23 protein-coding genes are annotated in these 24,116 nt (G+C 42.6%); 2 read left to right on the top strand and 21 right to left on the bottom strand.

From position 1 onward, the window contains the following. Position 1: 1 nt before the first annotated feature. The 16 genes from BLT18_RS00600 to BLT18_RS00525 form a co-directional block, all read right to left on the bottom strand. Positions 2-700, bottom strand: coding sequence for a DUF881 domain-containing protein (locus BLT18_RS00600; protein WP_091270237.1), 699 nt, complete (start codon positions 698-700; stop codon positions 2-4). Continuing rightward, a complete protein-coding gene (locus tag BLT18_RS00595) occupies positions 697-1,395 on the bottom strand; it encodes a DUF881 domain-containing protein (RefSeq protein ID WP_091270236.1) in 699 nt (232 codons plus the stop codon). The genes BLT18_RS00600 and BLT18_RS00595 overlap by 4 nt, the downstream gene beginning before the upstream one ends. Next, on the bottom strand, positions 1,388-2,212 hold the full coding sequence (locus BLT18_RS00590) for a cell division protein FtsQ/DivIB (protein ID WP_175487317.1): 825 nt from the start codon (positions 2,210-2,212) through the stop codon (positions 1,388-1,390). The genes BLT18_RS00595 and BLT18_RS00590 overlap by 8 nt, the downstream gene beginning before the upstream one ends. Before the next feature lie 65 nt (positions 2,213-2,277). After that, complete coding sequence (murB, locus tag BLT18_RS00585; RefSeq protein WP_091270234.1) at positions 2,278-3,186, bottom strand: UDP-N-acetylmuramate dehydrogenase; 909 nt, start codon at positions 3,184-3,186, stop codon at positions 2,278-2,280. Between the two features lie 52 nt (positions 3,187-3,238). After that, positions 3,239-4,348, bottom strand: a complete 1,110-nt coding sequence (gene murG, locus BLT18_RS00580; RefSeq protein ID WP_281242316.1) for an undecaprenyldiphospho-muramoylpentapeptide beta-N-acetylglucosaminyltransferase — start codon at positions 4,346-4,348, stop codon at positions 3,239-3,241. Positions 4,349-4,355: 7 nt separating this feature from the next. Further along, entirely contained in the window at positions 4,356-5,465 is a 1,110-nt protein-coding gene (gene spoVE, locus BLT18_RS00575; RefSeq protein WP_091270232.1) for a stage V sporulation protein E, read from the bottom strand. A gap of 96 nt (positions 5,466-5,561) precedes the next feature. Further along, positions 5,562-6,911: a UDP-N-acetylmuramoyl-L-alanine--D-glutamate ligase gene (gene murD / locus BLT18_RS00570; RefSeq protein WP_091270231.1), complete on the bottom strand. Its 1,350-nt coding sequence runs from the start codon at positions 6,909-6,911 to the stop codon at positions 5,562-5,564. Then, positions 6,908-7,879 (bottom strand): phospho-N-acetylmuramoyl-pentapeptide-transferase, encoded by a 972-nt coding sequence (gene mraY, locus BLT18_RS00565; RefSeq protein WP_091270230.1) that lies wholly within the window; start codon positions 7,877-7,879, stop codon positions 6,908-6,910. The genes murD and mraY overlap by 4 nt, the downstream gene beginning before the upstream one ends. 20 nt (positions 7,880-7,899) lie before the next feature. After that, positions 7,900-9,414, bottom strand: a complete 1,515-nt coding sequence (locus BLT18_RS00560; protein WP_091271110.1) for a UDP-N-acetylmuramoyl-L-alanyl-D-glutamate--2,6-diaminopimelate ligase — start codon at positions 9,412-9,414, stop codon at positions 7,900-7,902. Positions 9,415-9,489: 75 nt separating this feature from the next. Beyond that, positions 9,490-11,424, bottom strand: coding sequence for a stage V sporulation protein D (locus tag BLT18_RS00555; RefSeq protein ID WP_091270229.1), 1,935 nt, complete (start codon positions 11,422-11,424; stop codon positions 9,490-9,492). 107 nt (positions 11,425-11,531) lie between these two features. Beyond that, positions 11,532-13,742, bottom strand: a complete 2,211-nt coding sequence (locus BLT18_RS00550) for a penicillin-binding protein (protein WP_091270228.1) — start codon at positions 13,740-13,742, stop codon at positions 11,532-11,534. Positions 13,743-13,845: 103 nt separating this feature from the next. After that, on the bottom strand, positions 13,846-14,229 hold the full coding sequence (gene ftsL, locus BLT18_RS00545) for a cell division protein FtsL (RefSeq protein ID WP_091270227.1): 384 nt from the start codon (positions 14,227-14,229) through the stop codon (positions 13,846-13,848). A gap of 13 nt (positions 14,230-14,242) precedes the next feature. After that, on the bottom strand, positions 14,243-15,178 hold the full coding sequence (gene rsmH / locus BLT18_RS00540; RefSeq protein WP_091270226.1) for a 16S rRNA (cytosine(1402)-N(4))-methyltransferase RsmH: 936 nt from the start codon (positions 15,176-15,178) through the stop codon (positions 14,243-14,245). 37 nt (positions 15,179-15,215) lie between these two features. Continuing rightward, complete coding sequence (gene mraZ / locus BLT18_RS00535; RefSeq protein WP_091270225.1) at positions 15,216-15,647, bottom strand: division/cell wall cluster transcriptional repressor MraZ; 432 nt, start codon at positions 15,645-15,647, stop codon at positions 15,216-15,218. 153 nt (positions 15,648-15,800) lie between these two features. After that, positions 15,801-17,423, bottom strand: a complete 1,623-nt coding sequence (gene bshC, locus BLT18_RS00530) for a bacillithiol biosynthesis cysteine-adding enzyme BshC (protein WP_091270224.1) — start codon at positions 17,421-17,423, stop codon at positions 15,801-15,803. A 61-nt stretch (positions 17,424-17,484) separates the two neighbouring features. Beyond that, entirely contained in the window at positions 17,485-17,874 is a 390-nt protein-coding gene (locus BLT18_RS00525; protein WP_091270223.1) for a DUF3397 domain-containing protein, read from the bottom strand. Positions 17,875-18,246: 372 nt separating this feature from the next. Between BLT18_RS00525 and BLT18_RS00520 the strand changes: the two genes are divergently transcribed. Further along, positions 18,247-18,756 carry an N-acetyltransferase gene (locus tag BLT18_RS00520; RefSeq protein ID WP_091270222.1) on the top strand — a complete coding sequence of 170 codons (510 nt, stop codon included), beginning with the start codon at positions 18,247-18,249 and terminating at the stop codon, positions 18,754-18,756. Positions 18,757-18,848: 92 nt separating this feature from the next. On the opposite strand, the gene BLT18_RS00515 is transcribed toward BLT18_RS00520, so the two are convergent. The 3 genes from BLT18_RS00515 to BLT18_RS00505 all read right to left on the bottom strand — a co-directional run bounded on the left by BLT18_RS00515 (position 18,849) and on the right by BLT18_RS00505 (position 20,608). Next, positions 18,849-19,502, bottom strand: coding sequence for an RsfA family transcriptional regulator (locus BLT18_RS00515; RefSeq protein ID WP_407639914.1), 654 nt, complete (start codon positions 19,500-19,502; stop codon positions 18,849-18,851). 327 nt (positions 19,503-19,829) lie between these two features. Further along, on the bottom strand, positions 19,830-20,003 hold the full coding sequence (gene rpmF / locus BLT18_RS00510) for a 50S ribosomal protein L32 (protein ID WP_091270220.1): 174 nt from the start codon (positions 20,001-20,003) through the stop codon (positions 19,830-19,832). 62 nt (positions 20,004-20,065) lie between these two features. Continuing rightward, a complete protein-coding gene (locus BLT18_RS00505) occupies positions 20,066-20,608 on the bottom strand; it encodes a YceD family protein (protein ID WP_091270219.1) in 543 nt (180 codons plus the stop codon). Positions 20,609-20,856: 248 nt separating this feature from the next. Here BLT18_RS00505 and BLT18_RS00500 point away from each other — a divergent pair, with 248 nt between their 5' ends. After that, entirely contained in the window at positions 20,857-22,074 is a 1,218-nt protein-coding gene (locus tag BLT18_RS00500) for a nucleotidyltransferase (protein ID WP_175487316.1), read from the top strand. Positions 22,075-22,121: 47 nt separating this feature from the next. On the opposite strand, the gene BLT18_RS00495 is transcribed toward BLT18_RS00500, so the two are convergent. After that, positions 22,122-23,201, bottom strand: coding sequence for a YlbL family protein (locus BLT18_RS00495; protein WP_091270217.1), 1,080 nt, complete (start codon positions 23,199-23,201; stop codon positions 22,122-22,124). Continuing rightward, complete coding sequence (locus BLT18_RS00490; RefSeq protein ID WP_407639910.1) at positions 23,185-23,991, bottom strand: patatin-like phospholipase family protein; 807 nt, start codon at positions 23,989-23,991, stop codon at positions 23,185-23,187. Before BLT18_RS00490 ends, BLT18_RS00495 begins: the two co-directional genes overlap by 17 nt. Positions 23,992-24,116 lie beyond the last annotated feature (125 nt).

The following is a 24,116-nucleotide window of genomic DNA, read 5'->3' as shown; positions in this document are numbered from 1 at the left end:
GTTAGTCCTCCTCTGCCGCTTCCATAAATCGTACTCTTCTAACTTCCTCATAAGCCGGTATAACAAGTTCTTGTTCAATTGATGACTCAATCGCAATTTGTTCATACGTTAAATATTCCCACGAATCCGAAACCATAAATTGGTTATGTACTGCCTTTGGGTCATCAGTTAACGCTTTAATTGTAATAGGGAATCCAGAAAGCGGCTGTCCATTGATATGGACCTCACCATCAATATCCCGAAACGCTGACGTTTCTAATATCCGTTCGCCTTCAATGGAAATGTCTTTGGCACCGAAGCGGTATAGTTCATTCACGAGCTTTCGCAACACCTCAGGGCCTATAAAATTATCAGCGGTCTCTTCTACTTTGGTATCTGCTGTTAATTGTATCGTTACCCCCTCTCCACGCCGCTTTGTCAAACCCGCTTTTTCCTCCAAATTCGCTACTGCCTCTTCCATGGCTTCTTCCCTGCTGTTTTTTTGTTCCGTTTTATATCTTTCTAACAATTGTTCTTGTTCTCTAATATGTTCATACAACTTTTGCCTATGTTCTTGCTCTTCTTCCAGTGTTTTTCGTAATTCCACTATATCCTTATTTTCACGGGCGCTGCTTTCTGATGAAAAATCAATATTATTAATTACCAGAAAGCCAGCTGCTGCACAGAGCCCCGCAATGAATACCTTTTGTTGTTTCTTCATGTTTCTCTTTCACCTACTACTGTATCCATCAATATTTCGCTTTGCTGCTGCATACGAACTTCAATGTTTTCATTGACTAGTTGATCTTTCACCCCGCCAGAAAGCTCCAGGGCTGCTTCTAACTGGTCCGGGTCACCGATGGCTCGCACAACAAATGGAGCTGTGGACGTATAATTATCAACACTGATCACTGGCCCTTCACATTGAATAGACGAATTTCGAGTAATACGGACTCCATTGATGGACACAGCCTCAGCACTTGCAAGCATAAGTTCATCCACTACTTGTTGAATGTGCCGTTCGTGGACAATATAATCATTGGGATTATTGCCATCAGGAACATATGTGTGATCGTTTAATGTCACTTCAACTCCTGGTCCTTTTACCGCTACTTCACCGCTGAGCATACGCAGTTTCTCCAAATCCTCAACCAAGTTAAATGTAGAGACCTCTCTATGTGCCATCTCTTCTTCCACCGCACGCACGTCTCTTTGCAAAGAACGCCACTCTTCTTCTAACTGCCTATTTTCTTTTTGCTCCTGCAAAATAGACTGCCGTAATTCCTCTTCTTTGTACCATCGGTCGCTGCTGATTTCCTGGCCACTTTTTTCAGCTGTTGTTTGGTACACAACCGTCAATAAAAAACCGAGAATCAGACTGATAACTGCTGTCTTTTTTACTGCTCCGCTATTCACGCTCCACCTCCTCTGACCCGGAGTTGTCCATTGCTGCTTCGCCGTCCTCTTCTATTGATTCTTCTTCTGATTCTTCTTCTGGCTGGTCTGCTTCAAAATACGGGGTCATTTTCATGTGCAGCACTCCTGGTATATCGGGATCTATTTCTGCTGCAACAGATGGATAAGCAGACATATACTCTGCAAAGTTGGCCACCACGCTCTCCACTTCAATGCCATCATTCATGTAAAGGGTCACCAGCTCTTCTTCTTTAAAATGAATTTCAGAAATACGATTGGTAATACCATTTCCCAATTGGCTTAATTGCTCTGCAAATTTTTGCAAGACTGGACCTTCTTCAAATCCATATAATACAGGTGCATCAGCAGGAAGGATATCCACTTTATTTTCAAGCAAGACCTTTCCATTTTTTAATATAGGAATATACTGATCTCCACCTGCTGACACATATGCAATCCTCTGATGTTCCACAACATTTATCTGAATCGTTGACGGCAGTTTTCTTTTCACTGTCACTTCTTTTATTTCCGCTAATTTTTCAATGTTTTCTTTTGCGTCATCACGATCAACATCCCACAAACTTACTCCCTCTTCCACTCCGCTCGTGCGAATGATTTGCGTATTGTCTGTATGTATATTTCCAGCCACATCAATATTTCGTACATGACTTAACGGTGATTGAAAATAAATAACTAAAAGAATGAGTAAAAAAAAGATTGACAAATACACAAGCAGGCGGCGGTTGGACCTTTTCTTCCGCTTTTCTTTCAACCCGGGAATTTTGTCATCGATGGTGACAACTTTTTTATCTGCCATGTTCATCCCTCCATATAAAGCAGACAGCGCACGCAACGACAAAAGAACTCTCAAATAAGACAGGACTATGCCTGCCTTTTGACGAGTTCCACTTCCGTTCTCATATCGATGTCATAACGTTTTTTGATTGCTTCTTGAACGTGGGAAATAATCGCTAACACATCTTGTGCTTTGGCATTATCTACGTTAACGATAAAGTTTCCGTGGAGTTCAGAAATTTGTGCACCGCCGATACGGTACCCTTTTAAACCAGATTTTTCAATTAACGCACCAGCATGTTCAGGGAGGGGATTGCGAAAGACGCTGCCTGCACACGGATAATTCCAGGGCTGTGTTTGACGGCGGTAACTTTTATGCTTTTGCATCTCTTCCACGATGGATGATTTATCTCCCTGCTGCATTTGCAGCCTTGCTTCCACACAAATTCCTTGCTGTTTTTGCAAAATAGACGTGCGATACGAAAAATCCATGTCTTCATTTTTTACCCAGGCTAAACTTCCGTCCGGGTACAGCACACGAGCTTCAATCAAAATGTCGGACATGTCGGATCCATGTGCACCAGCATTCATAAAAACAGCACCGCCAACCGTTCCTGGTATGCCGCCTGCAAATTCGAGTCCGGATAACCCTTTTTTGCTAATAATGGTTGCTAACTTAATAAAAGAATAGCCACCACCGACACGGATGATATCATCCTCTATTTCTAAATGGCTGATGTTTTGCCCCAGCTTGATGACGGCACCTTCAATACCTGCATCATCCACCAGCAAGTTCGAACCGCGTCCGACCGCCCGCCATGGCACTTGATGTTTTTGAATAAGGTTCATCGTCTCCACTAAACCGTCCACTCCGTCTGGTTCAATGAAAACATCTGCCGGACCGCCTATTTTCCATGTTGTATGTTTGGCCATTGGTTCATTTTCTGCCACGCGGCCTACTTGCGCATTTTGTAAGTCGGTTATCAGTTCTTTCATATCTTTTACCCTCCTTGCTTCTACAGAAGAACAAACGTGTCAAACCTAGTTATTACGGAGTCATTAACTCTTCCATTAATTGATATATATTTTCAGCCGCGTTTGGAGCTGCTAATTGCAAAGCTGCTTGATGCATATGCTGCCACCTTTTCTCATCTGTCAAAACATGATCAATATCTTCAAGCAGCACATCAGCATTAAACTCGCTTTCTTTCCTGACAATTGCTGCACCGCCATCCGCTAACGCCGCCGCATTTTTTTCCTGATGATTATTCGTCACATAGGGGCTTGGTATAAGAATAGACGGAAGCCCTAAAGCAGTGATTTCAGCTAACGTCGTAGCTCCTGCTCTTGTCACGAGAAGATCTGCATACGAAAGAACAGCAGGCATATCGTGAAGGAAAGGTTCAATCACAACGTTATTGGGACTGCCTGCTTTTTTTACTTCTTCTATTACTTTATCATAATGAACAGTTCCAGTTACATACAAATACTGCCATTTTTTGTTTTCCACTCTCGGCAGAGATGCCAAAAACGCCTCATTTATCGGCCTGGCCCCCCGGCTGCCGCCAACGATAACGACTGTTTTTTTATTTGAGTGCAGACCAAAATCAGGAAGTGGATTACGCGACGTGCTGCGTGTCACTTCGGAGGCCCTGGGGTTTCCTGTGTAACGCACTTTTTCTTTTGGGAAATAAACCGCGGAATCTTGAAATGACACCGCCACCTTATCGACATAACGGCTCAAAAACTTATTTGTTAACCCCGGCACACTATTTTGTTCATGAATAATGGAAGGCACCCCTAATTTCGCTGCCGCATAAACGACAGGACCTGCAACATAACCTCCTGTTCCAACTACCACGTCTGCTCCAAATTCTTTAATCACACGTTTGGCCTTTTTCGTCCCTCGAAGGAAGCGCCAAACCGTTTTTACATTTTGCAATGACAGTTTACGCCGAAATCCGCTGATTGTGATTGTTTGAAAAGGAATGCCTGCCCTTGGCACAATATCCTTTTCTAATCCATTTTTGGTACCGATATATAAAAACTCACTGTGTGGATTCATCTGCTTTATCGTCTTTACTAGGGCAAGAGCCGGGTAAATATGACCACCGGTCCCCCCTCCTGTTACAATCACTCTCATAATATCCTCCTGCATTTCTGTTCTACTGATGATAATTCACTCGAAACCTCGTAATGTTCAATAAGATGCCAACAGCCACTAACATCAATGTGAGCGATGACCCTCCGTAACTTAAGAATGGCAGTGTAATACCAGTAACCGGAAACAGCCCGGTGACAACACCGATATTAATTAATACTTGGATAAAAATCATTCCGCATATGCCTGTTGCTAAAAATGCACCGAACATGTCAGGAGCCGTCAAAGCTGTAGCAATTCCCCGCCACAGCAAAATACCAAACAAAACCAGCACAAAACTTGCACCGATAAATCCCGCTTCTTCTGCTAATATAGCAAAAATAAAGTCGGTTTGCGGCTCAGGAAGGTAATAATATTTCTGCCTGCTGTCACCAAAGCCTAAACCAAATAACCCTCCTGGTCCAACCGCATATAATGATTGGATAATTTGGAAACCAGCCCCTAGTGGATCAGACCACGGATCTAAAAACGACGTAATACGCTGTATACGGTACGGCGCTGATGCTATCAGCCCTACAAATCCAGCTATACCAACCATCCCTAACAATACGAAATGACGAATACGAGCCCCGGCTACAAACAATAACACAAAACACGTCCCTGCCATGACAGTCCCTGTACCTAAATCGGGCTGCAGCATAATTAATCCAAAAGCAGTAAAAATAAGCATTAAGACTGGCAGCATCCCTTTTTGAAAGGATGTAATCCGCTTATGATACTGCATTAAATAGTGCGACAAGAACATAATCATACCAAGTTTCATAAACTCCGAAGGCTGAATTGAAAAAGCACCCGCTCCAATCCAGCTTCTAGCACCACCGCGCACCATACCTATGCCAGGAATTAATACTGCTATTAACAGCACAAAACAGATAAGTAATATAACGAGCGACCAGCGCTGCCAAAACCAGTAGTCTATTTTAGAAATAAAAATCATGGCAAAGATGCCTACACCAGCAAAAATCATTTGCCGTTTCACAAAATAAAAAGCATCTCCTTGCACAAACTCTCCCCAGGCCGAACTGGCACTATATACCGTAAACAGACCTGCAGCCAACAGGCCGATGACGGCTGCGAGCAGTACTGGATCTAACGGACGCGTTTGATTGTCCATCGTTTGTTCACCTCTTCATCTATGAACTGTATTCTTCTTTCAAATGTATGAATAAAAAGAGGTGAACATGCTTTCTCAAATGACAAGCCTTACTTCCTACAGCTTATTTACTTCTTCTATAAAACAACGGCCGCGCTCTTCAAACGTTTGAAACTGATCCCAGCTTGCACAAGCCGGAGAAAGCAGCAAAACATCATTCTCTTGTGTGTACGCATAAGCATGTCTTACCGCTTCTGTTAATGAGTCAACCGTTACAGTATCGGCTACACCAGCTGCTTGTGCTGCTTTTTTTAGTTTGTCTCTTGTTTCACCATAAAAAACAGCTGCCTTTACAGTTTGCAGAGAGGGAATTAATGCATCAAATTCATTCCCGCGGTCCAGTCCACCCGCAATCAATACAACAGGGCCGTCAAATGCTTCCACCGCTTTTTGCGTAGACAAAATATTGGTTGCTTTAGAGTCATTGTAGACTTTTCGTCCATGGACATCGCCGACATACTGCAGACGATGTTCAATACCGGTAAATGTTTTTAATACAGCTTGTACCTCTTCTGCTTCTGCACCGTGAAGCATGCTTGCTGCAATCGCAGCAAGCATGTTTTCTTGATTGTGACGTCCAGGCAGTGCAGCCTCTTTCACCGAAAGAATATACATGTTTTGAAAATAAAAAGCACCATCTTTCACATAAGCGCCTTCTGGTACTTCTGTGTTGGCAGAAAAGGGTATAAGTTTTGCAGACGATGCCTGTGCAAGCGATGCGGCAGATGGATTGTCTGCATTGTAAACCGCATAATCACCAGCTGTTAAGTTGGCAAAAATTTTCCCTTTGGAATACTCATAGTCCGCACGATCTCCATGATAATCTAAATGGGCATCATAAATATTTAAAAGCACCGCTGTTTTCGGATGAAAGTACTCCGTGCCTTTCAATTGGAAACTAGATACTTCTGTTACCATCACGTCGTCTTTTTTTGTATTCTCTGCTACAGCACAAGCCACTTTGCCAATATTCCCGGCAATATGAGCATGGACATTGCTTCTTTTTAATATCTCATAAATTAATGTCGTGGTCGTTGTTTTTCCATTTGATCCGGTAATAGCAAGGATATCGCCTTCAGCAACAAGTCCTGCCAGCTCCATTTCGGTAACAACCGGAATTCCTAAGCTTACCGCTTTTTCTATAATGGGCGTATCATAACGGATACCAGGGTTTTTCACCACATAGTCAACTTTTGAATCGAATAAAGACAATGGGTGGCCTCCCGATACTACTGTCATTCCTGCATCTTTTAAAGTACGCCCTTCCTCTGTCCCGGTTAGATCTTTCGCATCATTAACAGTCACATGAGCACCTAAGCGGCGCAAAAGTTTTGATGCTGCCATACCGCTTTTTGCCAGGCCAATTACTAGAACATGCTTTCCTTGAAACCAACTTGTTTTCATCATACCCACACCTCAATATAAATACCGAGTACTGCACACACCATTCCAACTGCCCAGAACGTTACAACAACACGCCATTCAGACCAGCCTATCAATTCAAAATGGTGATGAATCGGACTCATTTTAAAAATTCGTTTGTTTCTTAGTTTAAAAGAAAGTACTTGGAGAATAACCGATAATGTTTCGACAACAAAGACACCACCGATTAAAATCAGCAACAACTCTAACTTCGTTAAGATCGCAATAGCTGCTATCGCGCCACCCAACGCTAAAGAGCCAGTATCCCCCATAAATACTTTTGCCGGATGTGCATTAAATACAAGGAAACCCAGGACTGCGCCAACGATTGTTGCTGAAAAAACAGCAGCTTCTGTCATTTCTGCATTCCAAGCCAGCACAGCAAATGCACCAAATGCAATGGCTGATGTCCCTGCAAGCAAGCCATCCAGTCCATCCGTTAAATTCACAGCATTGGAAGCACCGACGAGCATAATAATAACCAATATGACATAAAACCAGCCGAATTCAACAGACCAATTGGTTCCTGGTACGGCTACAGATGTATCAAAACCTTGATTGTTTAAAACAAGAAAAAAGATAATGGCAACGACAAGCTGCCCTGCTAACTTTTGTTTAGACGTCAGGCCGAGATTGCGCTTTTTTGTGATTTTAATAAAATCATCAAGAAATCCAATCAGCCCAAATCCGATTGTAACTAATAAAAGCAGGAATGCCTCGGTTTGAAAAGTGGTTTGAATAAATTGGGCTAATAACGTGACAATAAAAACAGCTAATAAAATCATAACCCCGCCCATCGTTGGGGTGCCGCCTTTTTTCTGATGGGATTTTGGCCCTTCTTCTCTAATGCTTTGGCCAAATTTTAATCTTTTTAACAGCGGAATAAACAGTGGTGAAAAAATGACTGTTAGTATAAATGCAGTGACAAGTGCTAAAAATATAGTGGATACCATGCTGCATCCTCCTTCCTTGTTTACTGGTCTTTAGAAGATTCTATGATGGATGATTCCGCTTCTTTCCGGTCATCAAAGTCCAATACTTGATTTCCAATGATTTGATACGTTTCATGGCCTTTTCCAGCAATTAACACAATATCGTTTCGTTTCGCACGACTGATTGCATAGCGTATCGCTTGCCTGCGCTCAGATATGACGGTAAATGAATCTTCTTTTTCCACACCGTCCACCATATGCTGCAGGATTTGATCTGGGTCTTCGTTTCTTGGATTATCTGAAGTAAACACTGCATTGTCACTGTATTTCACTGCAATACGTGCCATCTCTGGACGCTTGGTAGCGTCCCGGTCACCCCCGCAGCCTACAACGACATACACATTCCCCTCCGCCATTTCTTGTATCGTCTGCAATACATTTTCGAGGCTGTTTGGCGTGTGGGCATAATCAACAACCACTGCATAAGGCTGTCCCACATCAACTGGTTCAAAACGCCCGGAAACGCCTCTTACAGTACTTAGTCCCTCTTGAATACTATCCAGCGACACTCCTTCGGCCAAACAAGCTGCTGCTGCAGCTAATGCGTTATAGACGCTAAATCTTCCCATTAAGGACAGTTTGATATTGCGCTGCCCCCATGGAGTAACAAGTGTAAAGGACGTTCCACTTGGAGTGAGCTGTACATTTTCTGCTTGAATGTCACTATCAGATTCTATTCCATACGTCAGAATGGGAGCGGTGCACATCCTTGCAAAATCTGCAGAAGCCTCATCATCAGTATTCAGCACAGCTGTTTTAGCAAATGCTTCATATGAGTTGCCAAGCTGTGAAAACAGCAGCCCCTTCGCTTGTTTATAGGCTTCCATTGTCTTGTGATAGTCCAAATGATCTTTTGTTAAGTTTGTAAATACCGCGGTATTAAAATCACATCCCCTCACTCTTCCTAAGTCAAGAGCATGAGACGACACTTCCATAATACACGTTTCAACATGTTTTTCGGCCATTTCAGCAAACAGCCGCTGCAATGGCAGTGATTCTGGTGTTGTATTCTTCGTGTCTTTTGTCTCGCTGCCAATTTTTGTATACATCGTTCCAACCAAGCCTGTTTTTTGATGCTGTTGCATTATAGCATCAACAAGGTGGCTTGTTGTCGTTTTTCCATTGGTGCCGGTAATACCAATCAAACGAAACCGTGTTGTAGGATAATCGTAAAATGCACTCGCCATCATCGCCATCGCACGCTTCGAATCATTCACTACGACACAGGGAATGCTTACATCTACTTCCTCTTCTGCCACAATCGCGCTGGCACCTTTTTCTTCCGCCTGTTTTGCAAATTGATGGCCATCCACAGTATAGCCACGGATGCAAAAAAACAAGCCGTTTTGCTTTATTTCACGGGAGTCCATATGTATAGATGTTATCGCAGGATTAGCATCCGGTACGACCTTTTTTACAGTTAATAAGCGAGTTAAATCATTTAAACGTTTCACGTGACATCTCTCCTGAAATCTGTATTTCCGCCTATCCGGCATTTTCATTGTGTTCGTAAAACAGCTGGAGACAACAGCTGCTGTCTCCAGTCCTCAGATAACAACGTCTTTTCCATTTTAATCGGAAGCTTCCGTTTTGTCACCAAGGTATAAACGAATGGTCGCTCCTTCTTTGATTTTCTCACCCGGTTCTGGGGCTTGAGAAATAATTACAGAGCCTTCCCCTTGCGTTTCAATATTCAATGGATAGTAGGCATCATGAAGTTCTTTCAATGTCAATCCCACCATATCCGGCATGTCAACCAGGGCCTCGTCATCCCAAGTCAATTCTTTTTCAATTTGATTGTCTCTTCGTTCTACCCCCATGACTGCTAAACTATCTTCAATAATATTTCCGACAATAGGAGCGGCGACAATACCACCAAACTGAAGAGTGTCTTTCGGGTTGTCAATGGCTGTATACACCACAATTTCCGGATCATCCGCTGGTGCAAAACCGATAAACGACACAATATGATTGTTTTCTAGATACTTACCGCCAACTGCTTTTTGTGCTGTTCCTGTTTTTCCGCCGATACGATAGCCATCCCGAAACGCACCTTTCCCTGTCCCTTTTGCAACAACATGTTCTAGTGCATCTCGTACTTTTTCCGACGTTTCTTCTGAAATAATCTGCTGTTTCTGGTTGGACGGCTGGCTTTCTAACACTTGGCCTGTCACTGGATCTAACCACTCTTTTGCTAAATAAGGCTCATATAAATAGCCGCCATTCACTGCTGCTGATACCGCCATTACTTGCTGTAATGGAGTGACAGAAACCCCCTGGCCAAATGCGGTTGTCGCTAACTCGAGCGGGCCGACATTATCTCTGTTGAACAATATCCCAGTTCCCTCTCCTTGGAGGTCAATTCCTGTTTTCCTGCCAAAACCGAATTTTTCAATATAATCAAACAGCGTATCTTTCCCCAGTCTTTCTCCTAAAACAACAAACCCTGGGTTACAGGAATTTTGGACCACTTCTAAAAAAGTTTGTTCGCCATGACCGCCTTTTTTCCAGCAGCGCAGCTTCGTGCCATTCACTTCAATATAACCCGGGTCATGAAAATGGTCATCTTCTAAATTGACCTTTCCTTCTTCTAATGCAGCAGCCAGCGTAATAATTTTAAACGTTGATCCCGGTTCATATTGCGACCAAACAGGTTTATTTTGGTTATATATTTCGGGCGGTACTTCTCGGTAGTCTTCTGGATGAAAATCAGGACGGCTGCTCATCCCTAATATTTCGCCACTGTCAGGATCCACAGCAATCGCAAGAGCCCCATCTGGGTTGTAGGTAGCTTCTGCAATATCCAACTCTCTTTCTATAATAGTCTGGACTCTTGCATCAATTGTTAACCTTAAATTTTCTCCTTGTTGAGGACGTTCGTATTGATCTGCCATCCCTTCCATCCGCTGCCCTTTTGCATCGGAAAAAAACGATACTCGTCCAGGCTCTCCTTTTAAACGTTCGTCATAATATTGCTCAATGCCTGTTAAACCTTGATTATCAATTCCAGCAAACCCGAGGACATGGGATAAAAATTTGCCTTTCGGGTAATGACGCTTGTTGTCTTCTGCAATATAGATTCCCTCAATATCCAAATCACGCACTTCTGTCGCTTTTTCTTTAGATATTTTGCGGCCCTCGGGTGTTAAACGCACAATTCGTTCATTCTCTGTAACCCAGTCGTGCGCCTTATCAAAACTAACACCGAGAACTTCTGCCAATTTTGATGCTGCATCTTCTGGATCTTCAATTTGTCTCGGAACAGCTAGTACAGACGGAGCACTGACATTGGTCGCCAGGACATCTCCATTCCGGTCGAGTATTTCACCTCTCTCTGCTTCAAACGGAACGTCACGGCTCCATGAGTCCTCAGCCAGGTCGCTTAACCACTCACCCATCGAAAACTGCACGTATCCAAGACGCAGGAGTAAGATGAAAATCGCGACAGCACCAGCAATCAATACAAAAAATAGTCTTTTCCGCACTGTTACAAACGAAACCCGCATTCTTGAAACACCACCATAAAGGTAATTGTTGAATGTCGTACAACTCTTTACACTTTATGCTTGTTTCTTCTGTAACAGAACGCGGATACGTACTCCGTTGTTTTTCTTTAATCAATTCTCTGTATGTCTTCTTCACTTTCCCCTTCGTCTTCCTCCTCACTTTCTTGTTCTTCTTCTGCTTCTAACCTTTGCTCAGCGGGTGTTTTCAATTCAATCGTTACATAATCTTTTGCTTCAATAATTGATCCAGGATCAACACTTTGATCTGTAACATACCCAGAACCAATGTGATGCAGTGACACACCAAGGAGATGACTCAACCTTTTCGCATCTCGCAGCGACCAGCCTGTCATGTCCGGCATCGCGACATCTTTGTCCGTTTGGAGAAAAACTCTTTCACCAATAATCAGCGCTTCTCCTTTTTGCGGATATTGATTGATGACTGTATTGCCTTCACCTAATACAACCGGATGCAGTCCGAACTCTTCCAACTCTTGGACAGCATTTTCTACAGATTTATCGGTATAGTTTTCCATGCTGATGCCTTCTTCTTCTAATACATTTTCGTCTTCTACATCCTGTGAAGGGGAAAGATTCATATAAGAAAGGCTTTGCTTCATGACCGGATTAAATATTTTTGATACAGGGACAGACCCCGTTTCGGTATTGTCCAATTCCGGACGATCCACCGCCACGTAAACAATAATACTGGGATCATCAGCCGGTGCCATTCCTAAAAATGAGAAGATGTTTTGGTTTCTGCCGGACAAATAGCCGCCTCCGTCTGGGTTGCTGATTTGGGCAGTGCCTGTTTTGCCAGCTACATCCATCCCTTCAATATAAAAAGGCTGGCCTGTTCCATGTTCTGATGTCACAACATTTTCTAACAGCCCTCTGACTTGTTCTGCTGTGTCTTTGCTGATAGGCTGCCCCTTACTTTCTGGCTCTGCTTCATACGTGAAAGTGCCATCATTGGAATCATACATTTTATCAATAATATATGGCTGCATCATCTTCCCATCGTTTGCAATAGCTGTGGCCGCTTGAACCATCTGTATTGGCGTCACCGCACTGCCTTGTCCAAACGCCGTGACAGCAGCATCTAATTCACTAGACTCAGCAATTAAGCTGGTAGCTTCCTTTGGTAAATCAATGCCCGTCTTCTCTCTAAACCCAAACGCTTCCATGTACTCATATAAACGCTGTGGTTTTAACTTCTCTAGCGCCAGCTTAGCAAAAGCTACGTTTGAAGACCGTTCCAATCCTTCGTTATAAGTAATTTCTCCCCATCCACGGTTATTATTATGATCTCCTACAGTCGTACTGCCAATTTCATACGATCCTGACTGAAAAGTTTCCTGACCGTTGTATACTCCTTCCTCAATAGCCGCTGCTAACGTAAACATTTTTACTGTCGACCCAGGTTCAAATCGATCAGAAACGGCATAATTCGTGTAATTAGTAATTTCCTCATACTCGTTCGGATTAAAACTAGGGCGGTTGCTCATGCCTAGGATTTCACCGGTATCTGCATTGGCTACAACCGCAGTCATTTTATGAGGGTTGTATTCTTCTTCCACTTCCGTCATTGCTTGCTCAAGAGCTGTCTGAACATTAGTGTCCAATGTAAGATAAACATCCTCTCCATCAACAGGCTCTTCAACGATTTCCTCATTATCCAGCAAGGGAATGCCTTTTATATTCCTTTGGTAAGAAAGCGACCCGTCTGTTTCAGCCAACTGATCATTCAGGCTGCGTTCAAGTCCCATACGGGCATCACTCATATCCCGATCCGTATAGCCAAGAACATGAGAGGCAAACGTTTGCTTTGGATAATACCGTTTTTCTTCTTCTCGAAAGTGTATGCCCGCAAGATCCAGTGCCGCTATTTCTTCTTTTTCCGATAACGTTAAGTGCCTCGCACCAGCACCTAGTTCTACCTGGAACACATCTTCTTTTGACAACAAGTTCTCAAGCCTTGATACATCCATGTCAATATAAGGAGCAAGCTCTTCAGCTGTTTCCTCCGGATTTTCTACATGCCCTTGATAACTCTCATCGAGTACAGCAAACGCCGTATATGACGGAACTACTTCTGCCAGCTCTTCTCCGTCACGGTCAAAAATAGTCCCTCTTTCTCCGTGCAATGTTTGCGTTGTTGTCCAGCGTGACTCTGCTTTTGCTTCAAGATCCTGGCCATTCACTTCCTTAGATACTTGTATATAAACTACTCTTCCCATAAATACAATAAAAAAGATAGAAACAAATACTAACAATAACAATGCTCTTTTTACTACTGTTTTTTTCATATCCTTCATCATTACCACCACCTATTCATTCTTGGCTGTGTGCACTCATCACAAAAGGGGCGGCCTCTTGTATCGCTGCGATTGGCCAGCCCCTGCAATTGCCAATATGATGTTAAGGTGTCGAGCTTTTTTGAATTACTTTCACTTGGTCATCATTTAACTCCATGCCTAACTCCTCTTTGGCATAATACATAATACGCTCTGGTGCGCGGAGTTCAGATACTTGCAGCTGCAAGCTGTCATTCACATCTGCCTGTTGGCTGATCTCATGGTTTAACGTTGTTATCTCACGCTCTTGCGCATAGATGTTAGCGTAATTTGTAATAACTAATAAGCAAGCTGCAATGATTGCACATGCCATTGCCGCAACAATCCATTTTTCTCCCCTGGTTATTCTGCTTTGCTTGCTTTGGGTCTTATGCTGAACCTTTCGCGGTGCTGCACCATCTTGGTCTGTTTGTCTTTGACGCTGCAATTGCCGGGCCAGATTATCCATGTACACGTCCCCCCTATCGTTTTTCCGCTATTCTTAACTTGGCAGAGTGTGCACGGTGATTTTGTTTTACTTCCGGTTCACTCGCAAGCATTGGTTTTTTAGTAATTAATTTTAATAATGGTTCTGATTCTTCTGGTATGACGGGTAATCCTTTTGGCAAGTCCGGTAAGCTGCTTTCCTTCTTGAACACTTGTTTACAGAGCCGGTCCTCCAATGAGTGAAACGTAATGACACAAATTCGCCCCCCACTATTCAACAGTGAAATTGCGTCTTGCAGTGCACGCTCAAACATTTCCAGTTCATCATTAACTGCCATGCGAACAGCTTGAAATGTTCGTTTGGAAGGATGCCCCCCTTTTCTCCTGGCTGGCGCTGGAATGGCTTCTTTAATAATGTCATTGAGTTCAAATGTCGTTTCAATAGGTTCTTCAGCGCGCTTCGCCTCAATTTTCCGAGCGATTTGTTTAGCAAACTTCTCTTCTCCGTACCTGGAAAGAATATACGCCAAATCCTGAAAGCTCCACTCATTAATAATCTCTCTGGCGGTCAGCGCTTGTGTTTGATCCATCCGCATATCCAAAGGAGCATCAAATCGGTAGCTAAACCCTCTGTCTGCCTGATCAAACTGCGGGGAGGAAACACCTAAATCAAATAAGATGCCATCTACTCCCGAAACACCTTGCTCTGAAAGCTTCTCTTTTACCTTTGCAAAATTTGCATGAATAAACGTGACAGCATCGTGATAACTGCTCAAACGCTGCTGTGCATGTTGAATAGCCGCTTTGTCTTGATCAAATGCATATACATGGCCTGCCCCGTTTAAACGCTGTAAAATAGCTTCACTATGTCCACCGCCACCAAGGGTGCAATCGACATATGTACCATCTTTCACTGCTAAACCATCTACTGCCTCATCCAAGAGCACGGTTTCATGTTGAAATTGCTGCATTCCTGCACCTCCTTCATGCTTATTTGTATGAACCGTATTAAAAATCGAAGTCAACGATATTTTCGGCTATTTCAGAGAACGATTCTTGAGATTCTTCAAAGTACTCATCCCAGCGTTCTTTGCTCCAAACTTCTACTCTCGCTGAAACCCCAATCACTACACATTCTTTCGTCAAACCAGCATAGCGGCGCAAAGTGGAGGGAATACTGATTCTTCCTTGTTTATCTAATTCACACTCAGCTGCACCTGAAAAAAAGAAGCGCGTAAACGCCCTCGCATCCTTTTTAGTAAAAGGAAGTGACTTTAACTTCTTTTCTAAGCGCTTCCACTCGTCCATGGGGTAAATAAACAAACATTGATCCATGCCTCGTGTAATGACAAAAGAAGCCCCCAGCCCTTCTCGAAAGCGAGAAGGAACAATCATTCTTCCTTTGTCATCCACGTTATGGTGATACTCCCCCATAAACATGTTGTTCCAGCCTCCTCCACTCTCTATATTAAAATTACCACATTCCCCCACTTCATACCACTTTTTCTATCCTTTTTTTCCCGACAAAAAAGCTCCCTGCTTATGCAGAGAGCTTACAAAAACAGCCTTTTGTATGAATGATTTGCAACATTTTTACAAACTAATTAGTTTATGCGCGCCCCGCCCCGAAAATGATAAGGCATTTAGACTCATGACAAAGTCACTACCATATTGATTGAGAAAGTATAAAATGTTGTAAACTCGTTCTTGAGGCTTACCATCAGGATACAATAATTGCTTCGATTTTCTTAATTTTTGCAAGCGACATTCTTCCTGCTTCTTCTGAAACCCATCGATCTTATTTGCAAACGTCATGACAGTCTTTTCCAATAGATGCCAATTTGTTGCGGCAAAACGACTTTCTGCAGGGTTTAGCGCCTCCCAGGCTTGCTGCATTTTTTGATGGTCAGCTGCCATGTTTGCTAGCATATCCTCTCCTAGCTTCTTTCCATCCACTTGTTTTGTTTCTTTGAGAATTTGATGCATTATTTCATCTATCTTCCCCGTTAGTATATCTTGGGCTGTTAGACCTTCCTTATCTACATACGACTGCACATGGCGCGGAACCAATGTCCACTCAAACCGCGGCAGAACAGGAGGCACCATTACGTTCCATCTATGAAAAACTTCATATAATACCGACCAATAATCAATTTCACCCGGTCCAGCCACAAAAGCAGCAACCGGCAAAAGTTTTTCCTGCATGAGCGGTCTAGTCAATACATTCGTACTAAATACATGAGGTGACGCCTGCAGCATGTCGAGTAATTCTTTTTTACTAAAATAAACATGGCCGTTTTTAACGGTAAAACCGCCGTCTTCTGCAGGATACAGCAAATGTCTTTGCCTGTGGTGATGGTAAAACAGATGAGCACTTCCCCGCGGAAGACCCGCCGGCAGCGTATAGTCACTACATTCACGCTGTTTCATGCCACCTTCTGCCGCTGTGCGCAAGATGTCATTATCTGTAATCAGCTCTTGAAAAAATCCTTTTTCCAGCTGCCGTATGTCTGGATGATGCGCATCCAGCATAACCAGACCTGTGTCACGGAACAACCAGCGCATTACCTCGCCAAAAAAATCCGTAAACGTTGCTGCCCGTTTCACAAACATTCGCAGCTTTTCATAAATTTCTCTCGTATATGGCGTTTCTTCCAAGTAGGTTAACACCATTTCCCACCAAGACTCCCAAGCTGTTTCATCCATTGATTGTTCTGATACAGAAGCTCCTTTATAGTAAGTACCTTTATATGTAACTCTTGTCGGATGTTGACTTCCGGGCAGGATAATATGGTTGACTTCTTCCCAATCATGGTCTTCCCCAGCAATCCAAAAAACAGGCAGCACCGGTACACCTAATATTTTTTCCAGTCTTTCTGCTTCTTTCACTACGGTAACTGCCTTTGTAATCGTATACATCGGTCCTGTCGCTAGTCCAGCTTGCTGTCCTGCAACAACCATCACTGAGTCGGAGTTTGGCAGTTTTTTTAATTCGCGTAAGGCATTGTCGCAAAACAAAAAACGCTGGTTGTATTGATACAAGTGCGCATACAATGCTTCTCTGTTAAAAGACCTTTCTTTTATAGCATCATACCGCTTCTTTATTTCCGTATCAGATGTTCCGTAATCAAAAAACGCCATGGCTTCTCTTTTTTTTTCTTTGTAAGCTTGAACAAACGGATTCGTATGGGAAATGTTTATCTCGTCTATGTGCATATATGGTCCAACCTTTCTGCTGCCTTTAGTGATCTTCTTTTTACTACCCTATCATGTTGCATCAGCCCAGAAAACTAGAAAGCAAATAACTTATCAAACCATACAGTAAAAGCAAAAAATACAGCATCATAAACACAAAAAACGTAAAACGCCAGATGCCTTTCAACAGTTTCTTCACATCAACGGCTTCCTCTGACTGGTAGTGTAAATATGTAAACGCTGCTGCTATTAACAAAATAATGATTAAAATCACCCAAAAAAAAGAGCCTCCCCAAATCGAATGGGCGAGAATATGTACTGAACCTATAAATAGAATGGCAGACACATCCGCTGCAAGCCGCATTGCTTTTCCTTTTCGTTTCGTCCGCTTCACCGTTATAATATAGACAATGTACCAAGCTAAAAATGGTAGAATAAACAATAAAGCTAGAACGTACACCAAAGCATTCATCAATGATCCAAACACTCCCTTAAACGTACTGCAAACGTTTCACCGGGAATTACAACAGTACATTTTCTAAAATTCAGCATATATGACTCTCTTATTTTAATCAAGTCACAACCATTAATTTACCGAAGACAAGAAAATTGCAAGTACCTTAACAGAAGAGGATTCGGGTAAGATAAAAGAACTTCTGCAAGGAACTTCTATTAAGAGCGCACACGTCAGCCAGGCCTTGATGGCTGGCGCTGAAGTCAGATATACAAAACACTAACTTTTATACTTTTTCACCTTATAAAAAATTCTTTCAAGTTTTGGCATAACCCGTTTGCGGTATAGTACAATGAAAGTGGTTGTTCAGATAAAAGGAGGTTAACAGATATGGCAAACTACCAAGTACAACGTCTGCTCGTAAACTACAAAACATTAGAGGAATTCGATCAATTTAAAGAAGTTGGTGCACAAGAACTGTCGATGAAGGAGGAATTAGAAGATAATATCATTGAAAACGACAGTGAATCCCCTTTTTACGGCATATATTATGGAGATCGTCTTGTCGCTAGAATGTGCTTATACAAAATTAATAAAAAATACGATCAATATTTTAATCCGCCTCAAGATTATTTGGAATTATGGAAACTTGAAGTGCTGAAGCCTTACCGCGGTCAAGGATTTGGTACCGCTCTTGTTAACCATGCGAAAAGTTTTCAGCTTCCGGTCAAAACAAATGCCCGCCGCCGTTCTGATGATTTCTGGGAAAAAATGGGCTTTGAAGCGGCAGAATACAATCCTGTTCGGGACCGTGGCGAAAACCCATACGTTTGGTATCCTGAAGGTGTTCAAGCTCAAACCCCAACGATCGACTCTGAGTCAACCATGGACCCAGAATAATACACGAAAAGAACCAGGGAAAAGAAGGTGCAGTTATTCGCCCTTTCATTTATCCCTGGTTTTTTGCATGTGGTTTCTTTATGCTGTTGTTTTCAGCTGCTTTCTTCCATCTCTTTGTCTTCACTTAAGTAAGGCAGCGCCCCTTCTGATAATGCACGCGCTTTTTCCATCACTTCTAACAATGCCTTGTAATCTTCTTTCAAACGATTGAAGTCTTTTTTTACCTGATTTAATTCTTGGTCTAATTTTTCTTTTTCCTGTTCAAGTTCTTTTTTCTTTTCAAGCAATGCATCTGCTTTTTGAGCTTCATTGTGCTCTAAATAATTCGATAAATCCTTCAAGAACGCAACCATACTGTTTAGTTCTTCTGCCATTTTTTTCGGCTGCATCGCCTCTTTGTTTTCTTGAGATATATCTTCTCTCTTTGTCTTTGATTTCGTCACATTCGTCTCTTCTTGCTGCGTTGTTGTGTTATCGTTTACTAGTTTGTCAATCTCTTGTTTTGCAGCGGCTGATTTGTCCTGGCTTCCTTTGTGCTTTCTTGCTAATTCAATGGCTGCTTCATACTTTTTTCGAATGCATGCATTCCAGCGGAATCCGCATGCCGCTGCTGTTCGTGAAAGCTTTTCTCCAGCCTCTTGGAAAGCTGCTAACTGTGTGCTTCCTTCCCGCACGTGGCGTAGAACAATTTCTGCTAACATGATGTCTTCGTCTGCAGACCAAGCATCTTGGCGTGGTAATGCCATCATGATCCCTCCGTTCTTTTTCTTTATTTCTATGATTCATAACGAGAAGATAGAATAACTCTATCAAAAGATTATCTCCTACTTTTAAAAAAATTATTCCCGCCATTTGCAAATGAATAGAAGTTTGTGCACAGCGGCATGCCACTCATAGTAATCTCATCCAATCTCAGCACAATAAAAAGTCCTGTTCTTTTCTAGTGCCGTTTGTCCTGCAAAATCGCACCTGAACCAAAAAACAGCCGCTTTATTATCCAAGCATATGATTTAAAACAAATAAAAAAGCTGTTTTTCTCTGAATTCAGAGAAAAACAGCTTTTTTATTTGTTATTACTTTTCAACTACCGTTTCACCTTTGTAAGAACCGCAATGCTTACAAACACGGTGAGATAGCTTCATTTCACCGCACTCTGCACATTCCACCATGCCAGGCACTTCTACTTTATAGTGCGTACGGCGTTGATTTTTACGGGTTTTTGAAGTTTTTCTTTTTGGTACTGCCATTCTTCCCACCTCCTTTACGGGGTTGCATGTTTCATCTGTAAACATCCACAAACAATGGATATTTAGTTTTTGTCTTTGTCAAAAAACTTAGCTAAATCCGCCATGCGCGGATCAACATTTGTTTGCTCTTCTGATTTTTGCGTTTCTAATTCCTTCTGGCTGACAACTGCCCAGTCTTTTCCTTTTTGCGGCGCCGGAGCATCTTTTTCATCAATATCCTCAGCAAACACTTGAATAGGCAATTCTAACAAAATGTTTTCTTTAATGTAAGGCAGTAAGTCGACATATCCTTCTTCAGGTTCGTGAAGTGATACATCTTCCTCATCAACAGGCATGCCATCTAATCGAAAGCGTTCTGTCGTTTCGATATCAAAAGGGAAATGCACATCTGCAAGCGTTCTTGCACACGGCAATATCATTGAACCTTGCAGCCGCAGATCAAAAGCGGCCGTTTCTCCAGTAAATGTAACGTTCCCTTTTACCGTAACCGATGTAATATCACGAATTTCACGATCCCTGTCTATTAACTCGCTGACATCGACTTGATCGTCTAATGTAAGACCTTCATGCCTCTTAGCAAGCAGTTGTTGTACACTCCATCTCATCTGGCATCACCTCTAGGCAACAAGAGTAATTATATCCATCATGATTGTATTTGTCAATATTTTTTCTTTACATTATACTTAACAGTAAACAGCCGCCTTCGCGATAGGAAAACACTGTTCTATAAACCCGCGAATAGTCCAACATCTGTCTTTTGAGACAGTCTATTTATCTTAACATGCCAATGCCTGAAGGAAAAGGGATGGCATAAAATACTTGTTCTTTTATTATGGAACAGAAGGAGGAATTTATGAAAGCGCTTGGGTTAATTGTTGAATATAATCCATTTCATAACGGTCACGCCTATCATCTGCAAGCCTCGCAAGAAAAAACCAATGCCGATATTGTGATTTGCGTGATGAGCGGATACTTTTTACAGCGCGGTGAACCTGCATTGCTGCCAAGAAGGGAGCGAACTGAAATGGCACTTAGGGGGGGAGCTGATTTAGTTGTAGAACTGCCTTACATTTTTTCCAGCCAGCACGCCAGTTGGTTTGCCAAAGGAGCCGTCTCTATATTACATCACCTTGGCGCCGGCGTAGTTTGTTTCGGAAGTGAGCATGGACAAATTGACCCCTTCTTACAGCTGGCTGATTTTCTTGACCAAAATGAACACGCATACAATCACCACGTGAAACAATTCATAAACGAAGGGTACAGCTATCCAAAAGCTGCGTCGCTCGCTTTTCGCGCTCTGTCACCTGATACCAGCCTGCCCGACTTAACTCAGCCTAATAATATTTTAGGGTATCATTATATTCGCAGTATTCGTGAGCTGAAAAGCAACATGAAACCAGAGACCATTGCACGGCACACAGCAGGCTACCACGAGACTCAAATATCACAAGCCAGCATCGCAAGCGCAACGAGCATCCGCCGATCGTTAATAAACCATCAACAAACACCAGAAGATATCAAACATACGATACCAAGCACAACCAAACACATTATGCAAGCATATGAAAGCAGCGGCAACGACTATTTTCACTGGGAACAATACTTTCCGCTGTTACAAGCAAAAGTACTCACACTGCCTGTAAGCTTCCTGGCACAAATCTACGAAGCGCAAGAAGGCTTAGAACACCGCTTTTCATCGCACATCAAATTGCATAACAACTTCCATGCCTTCATGGAAGCTTTTAAAACAAAACGCTACACATGGACAAGGCTGCAGCGTTTTGCTGTTCAGCTTTTAACCGGCACAACAAAAGCAGAAGCTCAAACCGCTCTTCAGCCCGAACAAGCAGACCACATTCGCATACTTGGTATGAATGAAAAAGGCCAGTCTTACCTCAACCATATAAAAAAACAAATGGAGATTCCCGTCTACACAAAGATGCCCAGAGAGAAAACGCCTCAGCAAACACTTGACGAACGTGCCTGCTTGGCTTACTATAGCAGACTTACGCCGAAAGAACGGACAGCTAAATGGAAAGAAGAATATCAGCTTCCACCTGTACGCTTGTAAATCACAGAGGAGACGGTGTATAAAGACCGCCTCCTCTTTCATGACACTTATGAAACCAATCCCTGTTTAACAGCTGTCTTTTCGTCTAAATGATTTTCTAAATACGTGACAGCATCATCAAATTCTTTCACCGGCACAATCACCATATCCGTACCAATATCTTCTGCAGTCTCAACAGCTGCTTCATAATTAGACGGCGAAGCCGCGTCGTCATCAGGTGCAAAGAAAACATCTATCCCAGCATTATCAGCTGCTACAATTTTTTGTTCGATGCCGCCAATTCTCCCAACTTGACCATCTTCATCTATACTTCCTGTCCCGGCAATCTTTGCCCCGCTTGTCAAATCTTCTTCCACGAGCTGATTATAAATTTCAAGTGCAAACATAAGTCCTGCAGACGGCCCTCCAATGGAGCCTGCATCAATAGTTACATCTGGATGGAACTCAATATTTCGTTGTGTAAATGGGTAAAGCAAACCTAAACCAGACCCTCTTTCAGGATCAATATCCGCTGGGAATGTATCAATTGTTACAGACTCTGTCAACGTCTCACTATTCCGTCCAATGGTTAATTCTACCACGTCTCCTGCTGTTTTTTCCTCTAGTAATCCATTCATTTCTTCTAATGTTTCCACCGTTTCACCGTCTACCGCTTTAATTAAATCCCCTTCTTGTACATGTTCACTAGCATCCATCTCATCAACGACTTTTGTGACTCTAATACCTTGATATTCTACATCATATGAATAGCCCGCCCGGTCATAGGCAGCCATTTTCGAGGCTTCTTGTGCACTGTCCATCAGCATTTCTTGACGATGAAAGTATTCTTCATCTGTTTCTCCTTCTTGTAAATAAAGCTCAGCTGGAACAATTTTTCGGTACTCAGAAAACTGAGCCCAAATATACAGCGGAATTGTCGCTCGCTGCTGGCGAATCGTCGTTAAATGAAATTGACCTTCCTCCCCCTCCCCTTCGGCAACCGTTATCATACCGTGAAGAGGGGTTGCTTCTCCTGGCTGTGAATAAAAATATGGAAGCGGAATTTGATAAATAGCCAGCATTACGATAAGAAATAAAAGCAAAAGCCAGCTGCGTTTTTGTATCCCTGATTTATGACGACGAGCCATGTTCTGTCTCCTTCCATTGCTTAATCATATTTTTTATAGCAGGTATGTGTTGTTCTGCTGTTTTTTGACCGGCTTCAATTAATTCATCGATATGTTCAAATACAACCGCGTTATAATAGGAAGATATCGGCTTTAAAAGTAAATCAGCATCGACTTCTTTGTATTTTATTAATTGCTTTCCCATAATATCCATGCTCTGCATAATCACATCATAAATAGAGTTAATCACAGGCTCTTTTCTGTAATAGGATACATCAACAGCAATTGTGATATCTGCCCCCATCGCCCGGACAGTGCTTGCTGGAATTCTGTCTGCCACGCCACCGTCTACTAACGTATATCCTCTATATCGTTCAGGAACAAAAATACCGGGAATCGAAATACTTGCCCGCACCGCGTCTGCTGCACACCCATCCCGGAAGACAACCACTTCTCCAGAATGCAGGTCTGTTGCAACAATAGCAATGGGAAGCCGCATGTCTTCAATAGTCTTTTTTTTAGAAAGCATATAAATTAAGTTTTTTACACGGTTCCCCTGCACTAACCCCATTTTAGGCACACCAATATCCAGATAAAATTTACGTTTAAATAACTTAGCAAACCGCTCTAATGTATCAGGTTCATGCCCTGCTCCATACAACGCACCAACTAAGGCTCCCATGCTGCTTCCTGCTATCATATCTACAGGAATCCCATGCTTTTCAAACGTTTTCAGCACTCCAATGTGTGCATAGCCGCGCACACCGCCAGCACCAAGAGCAAGGCCAATGGTTGGCTGCCTGTTCTCCAACATCCTCCCTCCCCATATCGCCCCTTACAGATTTAGAAACGATTGGTCTAAATTATGTTGCTGCTCTCATATTCATGTATTAAGACAACCATCTTGTATGCAGACAGGTGGTTTTATTTTAACAC

The organism is Alteribacillus persepolensis (assembly GCF_900099605.1).
GTDB classification, from domain to species: Bacteria; Bacillota; Bacilli; order Bacillales; family Marinococcaceae; genus Alteribacillus; species Alteribacillus persepolensis.
This window is presented reverse-complemented; position numbering and strand designations above follow the sequence as displayed.